The organism is Pseudomonas sp. sp1636, assembly GCF_030376615.1.
Classification (GTDB): Bacteria; Pseudomonadota; Gammaproteobacteria; order Pseudomonadales; family Pseudomonadaceae; genus Aquipseudomonas.
Genome location: NZ_JARRAB010000018.1, coordinates 70,735 through 88,516 on the forward strand (window position 1 = coordinate 70,735; position 17,782 = coordinate 88,516).

The 17,782-nt window shown below is 63.4% G+C and carries 16 protein-coding genes and 1 pseudogene; 6 read left to right on the forward strand and 11 right to left on the reverse strand.

The genetic code is table 11. The annotated features are described in order from the left end of the window. Positions 1-61 precede the first annotated feature (61 nt). Together P8H27_RS16970 and exaA are read right to left on the reverse strand one after the other, a co-directional pair. Positions 62-709: a pentapeptide repeat-containing protein gene (locus P8H27_RS16970; RefSeq protein WP_289638813.1), complete on the reverse strand. Its 648-nt coding sequence runs from the start codon at positions 707-709 to the stop codon at positions 62-64. An 80-nt stretch (positions 710-789) separates the two neighbouring features. Further along, positions 790-2,625 carry a quinoprotein ethanol dehydrogenase gene (gene exaA / locus P8H27_RS16975; RefSeq protein WP_289638853.1) on the reverse strand — a complete coding sequence of 612 codons (1,836 nt, stop codon included), beginning with the start codon at positions 2,623-2,625 and terminating at the stop codon, positions 790-792. Between the two features lie 338 nt (positions 2,626-2,963). Here exaA and pedF point away from each other — a divergent pair, with 338 nt between their 5' ends. From pedF to P8H27_RS16990, 4 genes and pseudogenes are all read left to right on the forward strand, one after another. Continuing rightward, on the forward strand, positions 2,964-3,383 hold the full coding sequence (gene pedF / locus P8H27_RS16980) for a cytochrome c-550 PedF (RefSeq protein WP_289638814.1): 420 nt from the start codon (positions 2,964-2,966) through the stop codon (positions 3,381-3,383). 5 nt (positions 3,384-3,388) lie between these two features. Continuing rightward, complete coding sequence (locus P8H27_RS16985; protein ID WP_374761365.1) at positions 3,389-4,291, forward strand: substrate-binding periplasmic protein; 903 nt, start codon at positions 3,389-3,391, stop codon at positions 4,289-4,291. Continuing rightward, positions 4,290-4,447: pseudogene (locus P8H27_RS20775) on the forward strand (quinoprotein dehydrogenase-associated SoxYZ-like carrier); the annotation flags it as partial. The gene P8H27_RS16985 and the pseudogene P8H27_RS20775, both read left to right, overlap by 2 nt. A gap of 79 nt (positions 4,448-4,526) precedes the next feature. Beyond that, entirely contained in the window at positions 4,527-4,844 is a 318-nt protein-coding gene (locus P8H27_RS16990) for an EthD family reductase (RefSeq protein WP_289638815.1), read from the forward strand. 249 nt (positions 4,845-5,093) lie between these two features. Here P8H27_RS16990 and P8H27_RS16995 read toward each other — a convergent pair whose 3' ends face one another. Then, entirely contained in the window at positions 5,094-6,332 is a 1,239-nt protein-coding gene (locus P8H27_RS16995; RefSeq protein ID WP_289638816.1) for an ABC transporter substrate-binding protein, read from the reverse strand. A gap of 376 nt (positions 6,333-6,708) precedes the next feature. On the opposite strand from P8H27_RS16995, the gene P8H27_RS17000 reads away from it, so the two are divergent. Then, the gene (locus P8H27_RS17000) at positions 6,709-8,484 is read left to right on the forward strand and encodes a methanol/ethanol family PQQ-dependent dehydrogenase (protein ID WP_289638817.1); all 1,776 of its coding nucleotides are present in this window, start codon (positions 6,709-6,711) and stop codon (positions 8,482-8,484) included. 184 nt (positions 8,485-8,668) lie between these two features. On the opposite strand, the gene P8H27_RS17005 is transcribed toward P8H27_RS17000, so the two are convergent. The 6 genes from P8H27_RS17005 to pqqA all read right to left on the reverse strand — a co-directional run bounded on the left by P8H27_RS17005 (position 8,669) and on the right by pqqA (position 12,738). Further along, a complete protein-coding gene (locus P8H27_RS17005; protein ID WP_289638818.1) occupies positions 8,669-9,511 on the reverse strand; it encodes a phosphoserine aminotransferase in 843 nt (280 codons plus the stop codon). Continuing rightward, positions 9,504-10,625, reverse strand: a complete 1,122-nt coding sequence (gene serC, locus P8H27_RS17010) for a 3-phosphoserine/phosphohydroxythreonine transaminase (RefSeq protein ID WP_289638819.1) — start codon at positions 10,623-10,625, stop codon at positions 9,504-9,506. Before serC ends, P8H27_RS17005 begins: the two co-directional genes overlap by 8 nt. Next, positions 10,603-11,103, reverse strand: a complete 501-nt coding sequence (locus P8H27_RS17015; protein WP_289638820.1) for a urate hydroxylase PuuD — start codon at positions 11,101-11,103, stop codon at positions 10,603-10,605. Before P8H27_RS17015 ends, serC begins: the two co-directional genes overlap by 23 nt. A 91-nt stretch (positions 11,104-11,194) precedes the next feature. Next, positions 11,195-12,340, reverse strand: coding sequence for a pyrroloquinoline quinone biosynthesis protein PqqE (gene pqqE / locus P8H27_RS17020; RefSeq protein ID WP_289638821.1), 1,146 nt, complete (start codon positions 12,338-12,340; stop codon positions 11,195-11,197). Next, positions 12,309-12,602, reverse strand: a complete 294-nt coding sequence (gene pqqD, locus P8H27_RS17025) for a pyrroloquinoline quinone biosynthesis peptide chaperone PqqD (RefSeq protein WP_289638822.1) — start codon at positions 12,600-12,602, stop codon at positions 12,309-12,311. The genes pqqE and pqqD overlap by 32 nt, the downstream gene beginning before the upstream one ends. 61 nt (positions 12,603-12,663) lie before the next feature. Then, on the reverse strand, positions 12,664-12,738 hold the full coding sequence (pqqA, locus tag P8H27_RS20780) for a pyrroloquinoline quinone precursor peptide PqqA (RefSeq protein WP_003282509.1): 75 nt from the start codon (positions 12,736-12,738) through the stop codon (positions 12,664-12,666). Positions 12,739-13,288: 550 nt separating this feature from the next. On the opposite strand from pqqA, the gene P8H27_RS17030 reads away from it, so the two are divergent. Beyond that, a complete protein-coding gene (locus P8H27_RS17030; RefSeq protein ID WP_289638823.1) occupies positions 13,289-14,809 on the forward strand; it encodes an aldehyde dehydrogenase family protein in 1,521 nt (506 codons plus the stop codon). A gap of 232 nt (positions 14,810-15,041) precedes the next feature. On the opposite strand, the gene pabB is transcribed toward P8H27_RS17030, so the two are convergent. Then, positions 15,042-16,409: an aminodeoxychorismate synthase component I gene (gene pabB / locus P8H27_RS17035; protein WP_289638824.1), complete on the reverse strand. Its 1,368-nt coding sequence runs from the start codon at positions 16,407-16,409 to the stop codon at positions 15,042-15,044. Between the two features lie 215 nt (positions 16,410-16,624). Next, complete coding sequence (locus P8H27_RS17040) at positions 16,625-17,611, reverse strand: alpha-L-glutamate ligase-like protein (RefSeq protein ID WP_289638826.1); 987 nt, start codon at positions 17,609-17,611, stop codon at positions 16,625-16,627. Between the last annotated feature and the right edge of the window lie 171 nt (positions 17,612-17,782).

Sequence of the window (17,782 nt, forward strand, 5' to 3'; positions counted from 1 at the left end):
AGCCGCGAAGCGTTGCCGTGCTTTCGATTGTTCGCGGCGGAAACCGCGCCGCGCGAGTAATTCAATCCCAGCCCTGCGGGCACGCTTTGCAGCCCTGCATATTCGCCCCCTGGAAGTTGCCATAGTGGGTGCGGCTGCCGCTCAGGTCGGCATTTTCCAGGTTGGCGCCTGACAGCTTCACTTCCTGCAGGTTGGCGTCGTTGAGCGAGGCGCCCTTGAGGTCGGCTTTGCTCAGCCAGGTCATCTCCAGGTTGGCCGCTTGCAGCTTGACGTTGTGCAGCTTGGCACCGGACAGGCGAGCGAATTCCAGGTTGGCGGCGCGCAGGTCGGCATTCCCGAATTGCGCGGCCTGGGCGAACAGGCCCCAGCCCTGGATGGCGACCAGGGTGCTGTCGCTGAAGTCGGCCAGGCGCAGGTTGCTTTGTTGCAGGCTGGCGCGGGTGAGGTTGGCGCCTCGCAGGTTGGCTTTCTCCAGATTGGCCAGATCGAGACGGGCGTGGCGCAGGTTGGCGCCGCGTAAATCGGCGCCGGCCAGGTTCATTCGGCGCATGTCCTGGTTGCTCAGGTCGGCATGGCGCAGGTCGGCGTTGGGGCATTGGCTGTCGGCTTCGATGCGACAGTCGTTGATCGTCCGAATGTCATCGGCGTTAACCAGTTCAGTGCCCAGGATCAGCAGTAGGGTGGGTAGAAGCAGGGGCAGGTAGTTCATGGCATGGCCTCAAGCATGAGCGCCAACCGGAGGCTGGCGCTGGGTATGGCGAAAGCCCCGGCGTTGCCAGGGCTTGCGGGTCAGCGTTGCGCGGTCTTGTTATCCCAGCTTGGCAGCTTGAACACCCAGAACGAGCCGCCCTGGGCGACCGGCTTGGTCAGCTCGGCCATGTCGCCGCCCCACAGGGGGACTGCACCGCCATAACCGGTGGTTACGCCGATGTACTGCTCGCCGTCCTGTTCCCAGGTGATGGGCGGGGAGATCACCCCGGTGCCGGTCTGGAATTTCCACAGCTCCTTGCCGTTCGTCGCGTCGAAGGCCTTGAAGAAGCCGTCGCCGGTGCCGGTGAACACCAGGTTGCCCTTGGTCGCCAGGACGCCCGCCCACAGTGGCAGTTTCTCCTTGTGCTGCCACACCACCTTGCCGGTGGTGGGGTTCATCGCCCGCAGGATACCGACGTGATCGTCATACAGGCGCTTGATCCGGAAGCCCATGCCCAGGTAGGCGGAACCGGCCTTGTAGTGCGGCTCCTCGGCCCAGTAATCCTCTTTCCAGTGGTTGGCCGGTACATAGAACAGGCCGGTGTCCTGGCTGTAGGCCATCGGACTCCAGTTCTTGCCGCCGAGAAACGGCGGCGAGACCTCCACCGACTTGCCGCGGGTTTCGCCCGGCTCCGGCTTGGGCGGACGCTGACCCTCATTTTCCACCGGGCGGCCGGTCTTCAGGTCGATGTGGCTGGCCCAGGTGATTTTGTCGACGAAGGGGAAGGCGTTCTGCAGCTTGCCGTTGTTGCGGTCGACCACATAGAAGAAGCCGTTACGGTCGGCGTGGGCCGTGGCCTTGACCGTTTTGCCGGCCTTGTCCTTGTAGTCGAACAGCACCAGTTCGTTGTTGCCGGAGAAGTCCCAGGCGTCGTTCGGCGTGTGTTGATAGAACCACTTCACCTCGCCGGTGCTGGGGTCTACACCGACCTGGCCCGAGGTGTACAGGCTGTCATAATCCTTGGGGTTGCCGCCGTCGGCGGTGCGCGCCCAGCCGTTCCAGGGGGCCGGGTTGCCGGCGCCGACGATGATGGTGTTGGTCTCGGCGTCGAAGCTGGCGCTCTGCCAGGGCGCGCCACCGCCCTGGCTCCAGGCGGCTTTCTTGCCGGTCGGCGAGTTTTTGTCGTCCGGCCAGGACGGCGCCTTGACGTCGCCGGTCGGGCTGCTGTCCTTGCCGTGCAGGCGGCCCATGTGGCCTTCGATGAAGGGGCGCATCCAGACTTCCTCGCCGGTATCCGGGTCGCGGGCGAACAGCTTGCCGACCACGCCGAACTCGTCGCCGGAGCTGCCGTGGATCAGCAGGGTCTTGCCGCTTTTCTGATCCTTCACCAGGGTCGGTGCGCCGGTCATGGTGTAGCCAGAGGCGTGGTCGCCGAATTTCTTGTTCCACACCACTTTTCCGGTGTCCTTGTTCAGCGCGACGACGCGGGCGTCGAGGGTGCCGAAGTAGACCTTGTCGCCGTAGATGGCGGCGCCGCGGTTGACCACGTCGCAGCACGGACGAATGTTGTCCGGCAGGCGATGGTTGTAAGTCCACAGGCGTTTGCCGGTCTTGGCGTCGAGGGCGAACACCCGCGAGTAGGAGCCGGTAACGTAGATCACCCCGTCGTGGATGATGGCTTGGGATTCCTGGCCGCGTTGTTTCTCGTCGCCGAAAGAGAACGACCAGGCCGGGGTCAACTTGAATACGTTGTCGGCATTGACCTGGGCCAGCGGGCTCCAGCGCTGGGCGTTGGTGCCCATGCCGTATTGCAGCACGTTGCTGGTGGTCAGGTGGTCGTTGGCGATGTCGTCCCAGGTGACGTTCTTGGCCAGCGCGCTGCCGCTCAGGGCCAGGCCGCCGACCAGCAGCAGGCTGTGGATGGCAAGGGCCATGGGGTGTGGCGTGCTGGGTAACGGTTTTATTGTCATGGTTGTGGTTCCCATTGGGGTGGAGGTAAGGCCGCCGGTGAGCGACCTGGCGTAGCGATAGTGGAACCACGCCCGTTTCGCCGAAACGGAAAAGCTCCCGCTCGCACCGGGAAAAATGCCCAAACCGCCTATGACTTGGCCTTGCTGCGAAAGCCCTGTCTATCGGCCGCAACAAGCCCTACTACCAAGGGACTAGGCACGAGCCACTAAAGCAGCATTCGATGCTTGTCAAGGTCTTTCTAAGATGGCTACAAGCAAGCTCCATTAAGTCTGTCCTGCGTGTATTCGAAGAGGTCTGGATCATGAAAATCAAACAAAAAACCGGCGCTGCCCTACTGCTAATGGCTTTCTCGGCCACTCTCTGGGCGCACGGCGATGTGGTGCCGCAGGATGTCAAGACCGAAGGATTGGAACCGTTGGGCGAAGAGTGGCTGGAAGAGAACCCCTATCGGGGCAATGCCAAGGCGATCGAGATCGGCGCCTCGGCCTACAATCAGAACTGCGCGGCCTGCCACGGCCTGGAAGCCAAGTCCGGCGGCATCGCCCCGGATCTGCGTCTGCTCGAAGTCGGCGCCCTGGGTGATGAGTGGTACAAGGAGCGGGTGATCAACGGCGCGGTGCGTGACGGCCGGGTGTACATGCCGAAGATGGCCGACTACCTCAGCCAGGAAGCGCTGTGGGCCGTGCGCAGCTACCTGGAGAGCGTGGCGATCGAGGAGTGACGGCCATGCGCCTGATCGGCCTGCTGTTGAGCGTGTTGTTGAGCATGCTGGGGCTGCTGGCCACGCCGGCCCAGGCCCAGGCGCCGGTGCGCAGCTATGACTCGATCATCGAGTCCGGTGTGCTCAAGGTGGCCCTCTATGAGGATTTTCCGCCTTACAGCTTTCAGCAGGATGGGCAACCGCGCGGGGTCGATTATGAGTTAGCCCAGGCTCTGGCCAATGGCTTGGGCCTCAAGCTGGAACTGATTTGGGCGCCGCCAGGGGAGAAGCTCGACGACGACCTGCGCGACTACATCTGGCGCGGCCATTACCTGCGTCCCGAGGTGCTCGCCGACGTGATGCTGCGGGTGCCCTACGACCGCGATTTCGCCTACATGAGCAACGAGTTCGGCGAGCTGGCCAACGATCTGGTGGTGATGTTCGGCCCTTACCAGCGCGAACGCTGGCAGGTGGCCTACGACCGGCGCCGGCTCAAGGCCGTGCCCAGTGTGGCGGTGTTCCAGCAGCACCCGATTGGCGTCGAGGTCGACAGCGTGCCGTCCTTTTACCTGTCGTCGGTGTTCGACGGCATGCTCAGTGGCAAGACCCATCACTTCAGCAATCCCCAGGCCGCCTTTGCCGGGATGAAAAAAGGCGAAGTGGACGCGGTGATGGCCTTGCGCGGCGAGATCGACTGGCAGCTCAGGCAGGCGGCGGACAGCAATCTGGCGCTGGCGGAGAATGCCTACCCGAAGCTGGGCAAACAGGTCTGGGACATCGGCATGGCGGTGCACCAGAGCAACCGCCAGTTGGCCTATGCCCTGGAGGAACAGCTCGAGGAGCTGATCCTCGCCGGCGAGCTCAAGCAACTCTATGGCCACTATGGCCTGCGCTACGAGCTGCCGGGGTTGTACCAGGAGGCCGACTAGCCAGGCCGAGCGGCGCGACGCCGCCGGTCAGGTTATGGCACGTCCTGAGCTGTTCCCGGCGGTCAGCGAAAACCCGGCCCTGAGCCTGGAGGTCAGGGAGAGGTCGAGCCATGGCGGCGTGACAACAACGGCAACGAGTGCAAGGCGGCGCTTTAATACCACCGGCGGGAATCTGCGCCATCCTGTAGGAGCGGATCTCCCCGCGCACGGGTCTATCACCACAAGGACAACCATCATGATCAAAGTCAGCGTGCTCTATCCCAACGCTCCCGGTGTGCGTTTCGACTTCGGCTACTATTGCACCCAGCATCTGGACATCGTGCGCAAGTGCTTGGGCGATGCCTGCAAGGCCATCGCCGTGGATCAGGGGGTGGCCAGCGCCGAGCCGAACAGCCCGGCGCCCTTCGTCGCCATGGCTCACCTGTATTTCGACAGCCTGGAGAGCTTCCGCAAGAGCTTTGCGCCCCATGCCGAGCGGATCATGGCCGACTTGGCGCACTTCACCGACAGCCGGCCGCTGGTGCAGATCAGCGAGATCAAGCTGGCGCCCTGATACCGCGCGCCGCGCGCCTTGTTTCGCTCGCCGGCTGTCGCCCTCGCGACGGCCTTCGGCTTTTTCACAGCCTCTGAGTCCTGCTACTGGCGGTACGAGCCTGGATCCTGACGACGCGGGCCAGCCTCGCCGACGGTCTGTCCCGCAAGGCCTGGAACAGCCCGGAGTCTTGCCCGGGCAACAGGCGCCGCGTCCAGCCAGGCGTATCAAATGCTCCCGCCGGCAACACGGCGATGGATTTCCGTCCTGCTAGTGCAGCACCAGTTCTTCCCCGCGCTCCTGCTGCCAGTCGTCGTGGCTCGGTGCGGCGGCCTCGCCGGACATCTGGTGGATGATCTCGAAGTAATCCTGTTTGAACGGATCCTGCATGATCTGCTCGCGGCTCTTGACCCTGACGGCATAGATACTCTGCACATTCTGGTGATCGAAGGCGCGCCATTGCTGTGGGCCTTTGAGCAGGCTGTAGCGGTGATCCTCAAGGGCGCGGATCAACTTCTCGCTATTCAGGCTCGCGCTGCGGCGCACGGCATCGGCCCATTGCTGGACGATGCCGTAGGCCGAGGCCGCGGCGCTGTCGGGGTATTCACGATGCAGGCCAATGTAGTCGTCGACGAACGCTTGCCCAGCCGGGTTGTCCTCCTGGGCAGGCACTTGCCAGGTCCAGGACTCGGTGCCGATCACCCCTTGCATGACTTTGGGGCCGGCCTGTTGCACGAGGCTCTTGCTCAGGTGCGGGACGATGATCTGCATGCGTTTATGCAGACCCAGGCTGTGCGCCAGACGTATGCCATGCAGCAGGTCTTCACCGAGTAACGCCAGCACCAGAATCTCGGCATCGCTGGCGGCGGCCTTGTTCAGAGCCTCCAGATAATGCCGCCGCAAGGCGACCGGTGAGGGCAGGGCGCTGCGCCCGTGGCGGGCACGATCCTGGCTGCCGGTGGTGGCGCGCAGTTCGCTCTCAATGCTGCGGCCCCAGGTGTCGTCGACGATGATGTAGTGGTAGCGCTGGCGCGGCATGTGCCAGCCGAGGTATTCGCCGAGTACGCGGGCGCTCATCAAGGCGCTGTTGGACTCGCGAAACAGGTAGCGATGGCCCTCGCGCCCCGTCACTTCGTTGGCATAGCTGAGCGTGGCGAAGTACAGCAGGCCGAGTTCCCGGGCGCGTTTGCCGGCGGCGATCGCCTCTTCGCTGGTGGCGCCGCCGAAGACCATCTGTGCGCCCTGACGGGCGAGGCGCTCGATATTGCCCCGCGCGGTCTGCGCGCGCGAGGCACTGTTGCGTGTCAGCAGCTGCACGGGGCGTCCGAGCAGGCCGCCGCTGCTGTTGATGGCCGCCACCGCCATCAAGGCGCCGCGATGCAACTCCAGGCCTTCGGCCTTGTAATTGCCGGTGCGTGGGTAGCTGAGGCCAATTTTGATCGGTTCGGCCAGCAGGCTGTTGCCCAGGCAGTTGAGTAACAGACAGCACAATGCGATGACGCGGCCCATGGGGCTTTCTCCTTGCGTGGGGGTGTCACTTTCTAAACGCTAGGGGGCGTGCTGGGTATGCTCTTTTCAGGTGGCCGGGGCGGCACTTAAGTCGGGTAAGCGAGTGTTTGCGGCGGTTGTAGCGCTGCGGTTGCGAACGCTGGGTTGCCGACAACAAGATCGGCGCGCCGGAAAGGGATCGCTCCCGGCTGGAAGGTTGTGCTGGCGGGCACCGCTGCAGCGATGCTAATGGCCGGACGGTAGGCGAGTATTGCTACCAAGGGAGTAGTGAAATCGGTACTGCGTGCAATTGTTGTGTGAGGCCCTGCGGCGAAGAATTAACTGCAGACCGGGAAAATTTCCCGGGGATAACAATTAACCCGCAGAGGTAACCGCAATGAAACACTCCGGTCTACGCAAGCCTTTCGTGCTGAGTGCACTGTGTGCCGCCATGCTCATGCCCGCTGTCTCGGCTTGGGCGGTCACCGACCAGGAAATCCTGGACGATGTGAAATCCACCAACCAGATCGTGACCAACGGCATGGGCTTGCAAGGTCAGCGTTACAGCACCCTGGATATTCTCAATACCGACAATATCAAGGATCTGCGTCCGGTCTGGGCGATGTCTTTCGGTGGTGAGAAGCAACGCGGCCAGCAGGCCCAGCCGATGATCAAGGACGGCGTGATGTACGTCACCGCCTCCTACTCGCGGGTTTTCGCCGTGGATGCGCGCACCGGCAAGGAACTCTGGCAATACGATGCGCGCCTGCCGGATGACATCCGTCCGTGCTGCGACGTGATCAACCGTGGCGTGGCGTTGTACGGCGACCTGGTGATCTTCGGCACCCTGGATGCCAAGCTGGTGGCCTTGAACAAGGACACCGGCAAAGTGGTGTGGCGCAAGAGCGTCGCCGACCACAAGGCCGGTTACTCGATCACCGCCGCACCGCTGGTGATCAATGGCAAGCTGATCACCGGGGTTTCCGGTGGCGAATTCGGCGTGGTGGGCAAGATCGAAGCCTACGACCCGAAGAACGGCGCGCTGCTGTGGACCCGGCCGACCGTGGAAGGCCACATGGGCTACGTCTACAAGGACGGCAAGAAGATCGAGAACGGCATCTCCGGCGGCGAAGCCGGCAAGACCTGGCCGGGCGACCTGTGGAAGACCGGCGGCGCGGCGCCCTGGCTGGGCGGCTATTACGATCCGGAAACCAACCTGTTGCTGTTCGGTACCGGTAACCCGGCACCCTGGAACTCGCACCTGCGTCCTGGCGACAACCTCTTTTCGTCCTCGCGCCTGGCGCTGAACCCGGACGACGGCAGCATTCAGTGGCACTTCCAGACCACCCCGCACGACGGCTGGGACTTCGACGGGGTCAACGAGCTGGTGTCCTTCAACTACCAGGACGGCGGCAAGACCGTCCAGGCCGCGGCCACTGCCGACCGTAACGGCTTCTTCTACGTGCTCGACCGCACCAACGGCAAGTTCATCCGCGGCTTCCCCTTCGTCGACAAAATCACCTGGGCCAAGGGGCTGGACAAGAACGGCCGGCCGATCTACATCGACGACAACCGTCCGGGCTCGCCGAGCGCGGCAGAGAAAGGCAAGAGCGTATTCTCCGCACCGGCCTTCCTCGGTGCGAAGAACTGGATGCCGATGGCCTACAGCCAGGACACCGGGCTGTTCTACGTGCCGTCCAACGAGTGGGGTATGGACATCTGGAACGAGGACATCGCCTACAAGAAAGGCGCGGCCTACCTCGGCGCCGGCTTCACCATCCGTCCGCTGAACGAGGATTACATCGGCGTATTGCGCGCCATCGACCCGAAAACCGGCAAGGAAGTCTGGCGCCAGAAGAACTATGCGCCACTGTGGGGCGGGGTGATGACCACCAAGGGCAATCTGGTGTTCACCGGTACGCCTGAGGGCTTCCTCAAGGCCTTCAACGCCAAGACCGGCGAGAATGTCTGGGAATTCCAGACCGGTTCCGGCGTGCTCGGCTCGCCGGTCACCTGGGAAATGGACGGCGAACAATATGTCTCCGTACTGTCCGGCTGGGGCGGCGCGGTGCCGCTGTGGGGCGGCGAAGTGGCCAAACGGGTGAAGAACTTCAACCAGGGCGGCATGCTCTGGACCTTCAAACTGCCGAAGGATCTGGTCGCCAAGCGCTGATCGGTCACCTCTGAAGCACAAGGCCGGCTCTTTAGCCGGCCTTGTGCTTTCTGGCGTCTCACAAACCGCTCCCGGATTGCATCCGGGCTACAACAGCGGGGTAGGCTGGATGGCGCCTTTTTCATCCACCATCGGTATTTGTTGGTGGATGGGTAGAGCGTCATCCACCCGACGACTGCGACTTTCAGCCGGCGAGCAGGTGCGGCGCCTGCCAGGGGCCGCCATGCAGCAGGACGCTGTGCACCTGCACCAGCTCGGCGCCGGCAGCGAGCCGGGCGTCGAGGTGTTCGGCGCTCTGGATGCCGCCGACCGACAGCAGCGCCAGTTGCCCGCCGCACAGTCGCCGTAGCTGCTCGATCTGCGCGCAGGCCTGTTCCTGCTGGGTGGCGTTCTGCCAGGCGCGATAACGCTGGGCGGTCGCCGGTGGGCCGGGATCATGGGCGGCGAGCAGGCCGTCATAGCCCAACTCGAGCAACAGCTCCGCCAGTGCCAGCGGTACCTGACCGGCCAGGCAGCGCAGCTTGACCGCTAGCGGCACGCGGCGACCCTGCTGGTCGAGCAGGCGTTGCTGCGCGCGTAAGCCGGCCAGGATCTGGCGCAGTAGCGGGCGCTGTTCTTCGTCGAGCAAGGCTGCGCTGGCCGGGTTGATCAGGTTGAGCATCAGGTAGTCGGCCAGTGGCCAGGCGCGGTTCAGACCGCTGCAGAGCGCCGCCAGGGAGCAAGCGGGGTCGATGTTCAGATTGAGTCCGAGCCGCGCCGATCCTGCTTGTTGGGGCGGAAACGCCAGCTCCGAGGTTGTGGCGAGATCGATACTGCCGATTTCGTTGCAGCCGAAACCGAGTGCCCCGGCGCACCGTCCGAGGCGGCCATGGCGGTCGAAGCCGGCGGCGATGCCCAGGGGCGAGGGGAACCGCAGGCCCATCGCCCTGACCGGCCGTTCGATGGGGGCGGGCGTCGGGCCGCGGGCGGTGAGGCAGGCTAGGCGCAGGGCCAGGTCATGGCTGTCGCGGCGCAAGGCATCAGCCATGCCGGCATTCGAAGCGGTGCATGAATGCCACCAGCCGGTCGACCCCTGCCTGCGGCATGGCGTTATACAGACTGACGCGGATCCCGCCGATGGCCGCGTGACCCGGCAGGTTGAGCAGGCCGGCTTGTGCGGCCTGCTGGAGAAAGCTCGTCAGCAAACGGTTGTCGCGCAGTTGAAAACAGACATTGATCGCCGACCGATCCGACGGCCGCTGGGGGCACTGATAAAGATCGCTGGCGTCGATGCAGCGGTACAGCTTTTCGCTCTTGCGCCGGCTGGCGCTGGCCATGGCCGCGAGTCCGCCCTGCTGGCGAATCCAGCGCAGCATCAAGGCGGCGCAATAGAGCGCGAAGCTCGGCGGGGTGCACAGGCGACTCTGCTGTTCGGCCTGCAGGGCATAGCTGAACGGCGACGGCAATCCGGCGCGCGGCGCTTTGAGCAGATCGTCGCGCACGATCAGCAGGCACAGGCCGGCGATGCCAAGATTCTTCTGGGCGCTGGCGTAGATCAGGCCGAAGCGCTCGAGCGGCAACGGACGGGTGAGCAAGTCCGAACTCATGTCGGCCACCAACGGCACCGAGAGTTCGGGAAAATGCTGGAGCTGTAGGCCGTTGGCCGTCTCGTTGCTGGTGATGTGGCAGTAGCCGGCGCGCGGATCCAGGCGCCACTCGCTGGGTTCGGGAAGCGCGGTGAAGCTGTCGCGCTGGCCGCTGGCGACTATATTCACCGGCGCATGGCGACGGGCCTCGGCGATCGCCTTGGCCGCCCAATAGCCGCTTTCCAGGTAATCGGCCGACTGGCCGGGAGCGAGCAGGTTCATCGGCAGCAAGCCGAACTGGCAGCAAGCGCCGCCGTGCATGAACAATACGTGGTAGTTCGAGGGGATCGTCAGCAGTTCGCGCAGGTCTTGCTCGACTTCCTGCATCAACTGTTTGAAGGGGGCGCCGGTGAACGAGTGTTCCAGCAGGGACAGGCCGCTGCCGCGCCAGTCGGGCAGTTCGTCCTGAATTTGCGCGAGCAGCGCCGGCGGCAGCATCGCCGGCCCGGCGGCGAAGTTGTAGTGCTCGTCGCGGCCGGCTGCGGGCGCGTGCTCAGGAGAAAAGTTGCAGGCCATGACCGCCAGCCGCCATCAGGAACAGCAAGGGGATGGAGAGGATGGTGTTGCTGCGCGAGGAGAGGAAGGTAATCCGCGAGCAGCGCACCCGTTCCTCCAGGCTGGCGGGGACGAAACCCAGGAGCTTTTTCTGGTGCGGCCAGAGCACCAACCACAGGTTGAGCAACATCAGCGTGCCGATCCAGGCACCCAGGCCGATCACCGCCAATGAGCCTTGCAGCAGCAGGGCGTCCGCCAGCCAGCCACGCTGCCAGAGCATCAGCATGCCGGAGATCCAGACCACCAGCGAGGCGTAGCGGAAGATCCCGTGTTCGCGCTTCATGCGGCTTTCCAGGTCGCGATTGAGGGTGGCGGTGTCGATGCCGTTCTGTAGCGCCACGAACCTGGGGTTCTGGATGAAGTTGGCGTAGTTGTGGCCGACCCAGACCAGGGCGAACAGCAGGTGGGCGTAGCGGGCCAGCAGATCGATGACGCTCATGGTTAACTCCTAGACGACCAGCCAGAACCTGAGCAGCAGGTAGCAGCCCAGGGTCAGCGCGAAGCCGGCACCTAGGGTGCCGGCGAAGGAGTCATGGGGTAGTTTCAAGGTTCACCCCCTGGCTGGCGTGGCGCGCAATCAGCGTGCCCGTCGGCTGTGGCGGCTGCTGCGCCAGTGCCACCGCCTGCTTGATCAGGTGGTGATGCGGCGACTTGCTGCACGCCGGATCGGTGTTGTCGCCGGAGCCGGTGAGCAGCAGCGCCTGGCAGCGGCAACCGCCGAAGTCCTTCTCTTTTTCGTCGCAGCTGCGGCACGGCTGCGGCATCCAGGCATCGCCGCGGTACAGGTTGAACACCGGCGAGTCGTGCCAGATCTCGCCCAGGGGTTGCTGGCGCACGTTGGGGAACTCCAGATCCTTGAAACTGCTGGCCTGGGAGCAGGGCAGCACGTTGCCGTTGGGCGCGATGGTCAGGTGGATGGCGCCCCAGCCGTTCATGCAGGCCTTGGGGCGGCCTTCGTAATAGTCGGGGATGACGAAGAAGATGGTCAGCCGCTCGCCCAACCGCTCGCGAGCCTCTTGCACCTGGGCTTCGGCGCGCAACAGCTCCTCGCGAGTCGGCATCAGTTGCTCGCGATTGAGCAGCGCCCAGTTGTAGTACTGCACGTTGGCCAGCTCCATGTATTCCACCCCGAGTTCGACGGCGAATTCGATGATCTGCGGAATCTGGCCGATGTTCTGCCGGGTGATGGGTACGTTGAGCACCATGGGGAAGCCCTGCGCCTTGATCGCCCGGGCCATGCCGAGCTTGCGCTCCAGGCAATCGACGCCGGCCAGTTGTTGCGCGGTGGCTCGGTCGGTGGACTGGAAGCCGAGCTGGATATGCCGCAGGCCGGCGTCCTTGAGTGCCTGCAGGCGGGCTTCGGTGAGGCCGATGCCGGAGGTGATCAGGTTGGTGTAGTAGCCCAGGCGGTCGGCCTCGGCCACCAGGATTTCCAGATCCTTGCGCAGCGTCGGTTCGCCGCCGGAAAAACCGATCTGCATGGCGCCGAGTTCGCGGGCCTGGCGCATCACGTCGATCCATTCGGCCGTGCTCAACTCATCGCGCCGGTAGTCGGCAAAGTTGCGCGGGTTGCTGCAGAACACGCACTGCAACGGGCACTGGTAGGTTAATTCCAACAACAACCAGACCGGGTTGCCATTGCCATCAAGTCTTAATTCGGATCCAGCCTTTGCCACGGGACACCTCCAGGAAGCGCAAGACGCCATTGCGAATCACATCCGCGTCGGCTACTTCATACAGTGCGCCAAGTTTTTCGATCAATTCGGCTACGTTAGTCTTGCCATCGCAGCAGTTGAGAATGTCGCCGCCGGTTTTATTCAATTTGACGATGCCTTCCGGATACAGAAGAACATGGGCTTGCTGCGACTGTTCCCAGCGGAACATGAACGGCGGGCGGATTTCGAAGCAGTCTGCCGGGTCTATCGGCGCAGTTGTCATGGGGCTGCCTCGCGGCGGGTGCGGCGGGGCGCCTTCTCAGGCGCTCCGTCGGGTTAACGGCTTAGCGCACGTAAACGTACGCGGTGACTTCGAAGCCCAGACGCAGGTCGCAAAAGTCCGGATCGATCCACTGCATGGCCTATCTCCTGTTATGGGTAAGTTCAATGTTTCGCGGTGGTGCAAATCGAGGCTACAGGCAAGTGCTGGAGAATATTAATAAGACTTTGGAGTCGGTTGGCTGGGTAGTTGGTCGTAAGTTGGCGGCGTGATTTAAATAATTAAAATAGACTGCCTGGTTGTTGATCTCGATCAAGAATCGGCGCGCTATTGGCCGATAAGGTAAATGCCTTTTGCCTTCTAATTTCAGCGGCATGTTTTGTGTTGGTTCTTTGAATTGATCGTTGCCGACATGCATGTCGGATGCCCCCAGGGCAGGCCAGCCCGCGGCGATAACGCAGATGTCGCCGGCAGGCAGTCGTACAAACAGCTACGCTGAATCGTCCGGCGGCAGCGCCAGTCGGGTGAGCAAACGCCCGGCATAGACAACCTGCGCATCTACTACCAAATGACGAGAGGTTCTGTGCCATGGGTGCATACCGGCCGAGTCGGCAGCTTCCTAATATCGAACCATGACCTGTTCCACGTTCCCCGGGGCAGGCTCCGACAAAACAACAGAGGTCATCATCATGATTTACGCTAAACCCGGCACTCCAGGCGCAGTTATCAACCTCAAGCCGCGCTACGGCAACTTTATCGGTGGCGAATTCGTTGCCCCGGTCAATGGCCAGTACTTCACCAACACCAGCCCGGTGGATGCCTCGGTGATCGGCGAATTCCCCCGCTCCGGCAGCGAAGACATCGAGCGCGCCCTCGACGCCGCCCATGCCGCCGCCGATGCCTGGGGCAAGACCTCGGTGCAGAACCGCGCGCTGGTGCTGCTGAAAATCGCCGATCGTATTGAACAGAACCTCGAACTGCTGGCCGTGGCCGAAACCTGGGACAACGGCAAGGCCGTGCGCGAAACCCTCAACGCCGACGTGCCGCTGGCCGCCGACCACTTCCGTTACTACGCCGGTTGCATCCGCGCCCAGGAAGGCAGCGCCGCCGAGATCGACGAACACACCGCCGCCTATCACTTCCACGAGCCGCTGGGCGTGGTCGGGCAGATCATTCCGTGGAACTTCCCGCTGCTGATGGCCGCCTGGAAACTGGCGCCGGCCCTGGCCGCCGGCAACTGCATCGTGCTCAAGCCGGCCGAGCAGACGCCGCTGTCGATCAGCGTGCTGATGGAGCTGATCGGCGACCTGCTGCCGCCGGGCGTGCTCAACGTGGTGCAGGGTTTCGGCCGCGAAGCCGGTGAGGCCCTGGCCACCAGCAAGCGCATCGCCAAGATCGCCTTCACCGGCTCCACTCCGGTGGGTTCGCACATCCTCAAGTGCGCCGCCGAGAACATCATTCCCTCGACCGTGGAGCTGGGCGGCAAGTCGCCGAACATCTTCTTCGAAGACATCATGAACGCCGAGCCGGCCTTTATCGAAAAAGCCGCCGAAGGTCTGGTGCTGGCGTTCTTCAACCAGGGCGAGGTGTGCACCTGCCCGTCGCGGGCGCTGGTGCAGGAGTCGATCTACGACGCCTTCATGGTCGAAGTGATGAAGAAGATCCAGGTGATCAAGCGTGGCAACCCGCTGGACACCGAGACCATGGTCGGCGCCCAGGCCTCCGAGCAGCAGTACGACAAGATCTTGAGCTACCTGCAGATCGCCCAGGAGGAAGGCGCCGAACTGCTCACCGGCGGCGCCGCCGAGCGCCTGCAAGGCGACCTGGCCAGCGGCTACTACATCCAGCCGACCCTGCTCAAGGGCAACAACCAGATGCGCGTGTTCCAGGAAGAGATCTTCGGCCCGGTGGTGGGCATCACCACCTTCAAGGACGAAGCCGAAGCCCTGGCGATTGCCAACGACACCGAGTTCGGCCTGGGTGCCGGCCTGTGGACCCGCGACATCAACCGCGCCTACCGCATGGGCCGGGCGATCAAGGCCGGTCGCGTGTGGACCAACTGCTACCACCTGTACCCGGCGCACGCCGCCTTCGGCGGCTACAAGAAGTCCGGCGTCGGCCGCGAGACCCACAAGATGATGCTCGACCACTACCAGCAGACCAAGAACCTGTTGATCAGCTACGACATCAACCCGTTGGGCTTCTTCTGATTCACCTGCGGTACCTCGGCGTGCGTGCTCCCGTGCGCCGGGTTTTCCTGCGATATGCCCTAGGGCGAGATTTGCAGCAGGCTGCAGTGGCCTGACTTTTACGGCAGCAAATCCCACTCGCAACGCGGCTTCGGCCGCGTTTTTTTATATGCGCCCAGCATGGGCGCTGCCTGGTTCGCGGTGGCGGCAGGCTGATCCCGTGCCTATCAAGGCTTGTAGTTGCGCGATGAGTTCAGGCAGGTTTGTTACCAGGGGCGCAGAACTGTTCCAGCGTTTCCAGCAAGACTTTCACCTTGGTGATGGACTCCTGGTATTCCGCCTGCCAGCTGGAGTCGGCGACTATCCCGCCGCCGCCCCAGCAACTGATCTGCCCGTCCTTGGCCAGCAGGCTGCGGATGGCAATCGAGCTGTCCAGCTCGCCGCGCACGTCCAGATAGAGCAACGAGCCGCAATAGAGCGCGCGGCGTGTCGGTTCCAGTTCGTCGATGATCTGCATGGCACGAATTTTCGGCGCGCCGGTTATCGAACCGCCGGGAAAACTGCCGGCAATCAGATCCAGGGCATCTTTGTCCTGTGCCAGTTCACCCGTCACCGCGCTGACCAAGTGGTGCACGTTGGGGTAGCTCTCCAGGGCGAACAGCTCCGGCACGCGCACCGAGCCGATTGTGCAACTGCGGCCGAGGTCGTTGCGCAGCAGATCGACGATCATCAGGTTCTCGGCACGATCCTTCAGGCTGGCCAATAAGATTGCGGCTTGCGCGGCATCCTGCTCGGGATCGCAATCGCGTGGCCGGGTGCCCTTGATCGGGCGGGTTTCCACATGCCCTTGGCTGACGCGCAGGAAGCGTTCGGGCGACAGGCTGATGATCGCGCCGTTATCCGCCAGCGCCAGGTAACCGGCGAAGGGCGTCGGGCAGGCGGCGCGCAAGGCGCAGTAAGCCGTCCAAGGATCGCCCCGGTAGCGGGTGCGAAAGCGCTGGGCGAAGTTTACCTGGTAGCAGTCGCCGGCCTGGATATACGCCTGGATGCGTTCGATGGCATGGCGATAGCCGCTTTCATCGATATCCGCCCGGAACGTCTCGGTCAGGCTGAACGGCGCGGGCGCGGGCGCTGGCGTCGCCTCGAACAGCTCGATCAAGCGCCGCTGTTGTTGCTTGGCCAGCGCGGGATGAAACATCAACTGGCTGGTTCCCAGCTGATGGTCGGTGATCAAGGCCCAGGCATACAGGCCGAGTTGCGCATCGGCCAGGCCGAGGTCGTCGATTGCCTGTTCGGGCAGGCTTTCCAGGCGACGGCCGAAGTCATAGCCCAGGTAGCCAATCAGGCCGCCGACGAAGGGCAGCGGGCAGTCCTCGGGGGCTTTGGCTTCGCCCAGCGCCGCCAGGCTTGCACGCAGGCGCTGGAGAAAGTCGTGGGCCGGTTCGTCAGGCATGGGTGTCAGGATTGCCGTTGGCCAGGCGCTGATCAGGTCATAGCGTCCGCGTTGGGCGGCCGGGCGGCCAGCATCCAACAGCACTGCCCCAGGGGCGCGACAGACGGCGCTGAAGTAGATGGCCGGGTCGGCACGGTAGGGCAGGGCGTGTACAAGGCAAGTAGGCATGCGAGGCTTTCAGAGGCGCGCGGCAGGCGATTGTAGAACGCCGGAAGCATTCATCCTAGGGCTTCCGTCTGGGCGTTACCTGGAGGTCGATTGGCGATCCTGTCCATGGGCATGCACGCGGCGATGAAGGGGGCCGCGACCAGAAAGCCCGAATCATTTTCGGGCTTTCTGGCCATTCGGCTGGTCGTCTGTCTGGGGAACTGTGGCGAGACAGTTCAGGCCTGTGCTTGGGGGGCGTGGCCAAACAGCCCTTGGGCGAAACGTACGCGTTCCTCCGGGGTCTCCGTGATGCCTTTTTTCGCCAGTTCGGCCAGGCGCGCTTCCACTGCATGGGTGCGGTGGGTGAGGCCGCAGTCGTTGGCGATTTGGATGTTCAGGCCGGGGCGCGCGTTGAGCTCGAGAATCAGCGGGCCTTTCTCCTGGTCGAGCACCATGTCCACGCCGATATAGCCAAGGCCGCACAGTTCATGGCAGCCAGCGGCAAGCTTCATGAAGCCGTCCCAGTTAGGCAGCTGGACGCCGTCCACCGAATTGGTGGTGTCCGGGTGTTTGCGGATCTTGTTGTTCAGCCAGGTGCCGCGCAGGGTCACGCCGGTGGCCAGGTCGACGCCTACGCCGATGGCACCCTGGTGCAGGTTGGCCTTGCCGCCGGACTGGCGGGTCGGCAAGCGCAGCATGGCCATCACCGGGTAGCCCATCAGCACGATGATGCGGATATCCGGTACACCCTCGTAGCTGATGCTCTTGAAGATGGGGTCGGGGGTGACGCGGTATTCGATCAGGGCGCGGTCGCGGTGGCCGCCCAGGGAGTACAGCCCGGTGAGGATGCTGGAAATCTGGTGTTCGATTTCTTCATGGCTGATGATTTTCCCGGAGACGGTTCTGTACTTGTCTTCGAAGCGGTCGGCGATCACCAGGATGCCGTCACCGCCAGCGCCCTGGGCCGGTTTGATCACGAAGTCCGGCCGCTCGCCAATGATTTCGCGCAGTTTGTCGATGCCCTTTTCGGTCTCGATCACGCCATACATCTCCGGCACATCGATGCCGGCTGCGATGGCGCGTTCCTTGGTGATGATCTTGTCATCGACAATCGGGTAGAGATTGCGCTTGTTGTACTTCAGCACGTAGTCCGCATTGCGTCTGTTGATGCCCATGATGCCTTTGGCTTCAAGGGCCTTCCATGTTTTCCAGAGACCTAGCATTTTAGAACCTGCCCTGCAGATTAATCATGGCTGCGTTGCTGTCGCAAAACACGCCAGGCAAGGCGTGGGACGCAGGCAATGGTGATCCCTTGTCAAGTCCCACAACACCGCATGGCGTGTTTTGCGACGCAACCCGAAGGGACATGGCCATTTTTCCGCATGGCTGCGTTA

Coding starts and splice junctions, on each gene's coding strand:
- P8H27_RS16970 (WP_289638813.1), bottom strand. CDS start 709: ATGAACTACCTGCCCCTGCTTCTACCCACCCTACTGCTGATCCTGGGC.
- exaA (WP_289638853.1), bottom strand. CDS start 2,625: ATGGCCCTTGCCATCCACAGCCTGCTGCTGGTCGGCGGCCTGGCCCTG.
- pedF (WP_289638814.1), top strand. CDS start 2,964: ATGAAAATCAAACAAAAAACCGGCGCTGCCCTACTGCTAATGGCTTTC.
- P8H27_RS16985 (WP_374761365.1), top strand. CDS start 3,389: ATGCGCCTGATCGGCCTGCTGTTGAGCGTGTTGTTGAGCATGCTGGGG.
- P8H27_RS16990 (WP_289638815.1), top strand. CDS start 4,527: ATGATCAAAGTCAGCGTGCTCTATCCCAACGCTCCCGGTGTGCGTTTC.
- P8H27_RS16995 (WP_289638816.1), bottom strand. CDS start 6,332: ATGGGCCGCGTCATCGCATTGTGCTGTCTGTTACTCAACTGCCTGGGC.
- P8H27_RS17000 (WP_289638817.1), top strand. CDS start 6,709: ATGAAACACTCCGGTCTACGCAAGCCTTTCGTGCTGAGTGCACTGTGT.
- P8H27_RS17005 (WP_289638818.1), bottom strand. CDS start 9,511: ATGGCTGATGCCTTGCGCCGCGACAGCCATGACCTGGCCCTGCGCCTA.
- serC (WP_289638819.1), bottom strand. CDS start 10,625: ATGGCCTGCAACTTTTCTCCTGAGCACGCGCCCGCAGCCGGCCGCGAC.
- P8H27_RS17015 (WP_289638820.1), bottom strand. CDS start 11,103: ATGAGCGTCATCGATCTGCTGGCCCGCTACGCCCACCTGCTGTTCGCC.
- pqqD (WP_289638822.1), bottom strand. CDS start 12,602: ATGACAACTGCGCCGATAGACCCGGCAGACTGCTTCGAAATCCGCCCG.
- P8H27_RS17030 (WP_289638823.1), top strand. CDS start 13,289: ATGATTTACGCTAAACCCGGCACTCCAGGCGCAGTTATCAACCTCAAG.
- pabB (WP_289638824.1), bottom strand. CDS start 16,409: ATGCCTACTTGCCTTGTACACGCCCTGCCCTACCGTGCCGACCCGGCC.
- P8H27_RS17040 (WP_289638826.1), bottom strand. CDS start 17,611: ATGCTAGGTCTCTGGAAAACATGGAAGGCCCTTGAAGCCAAAGGCATC.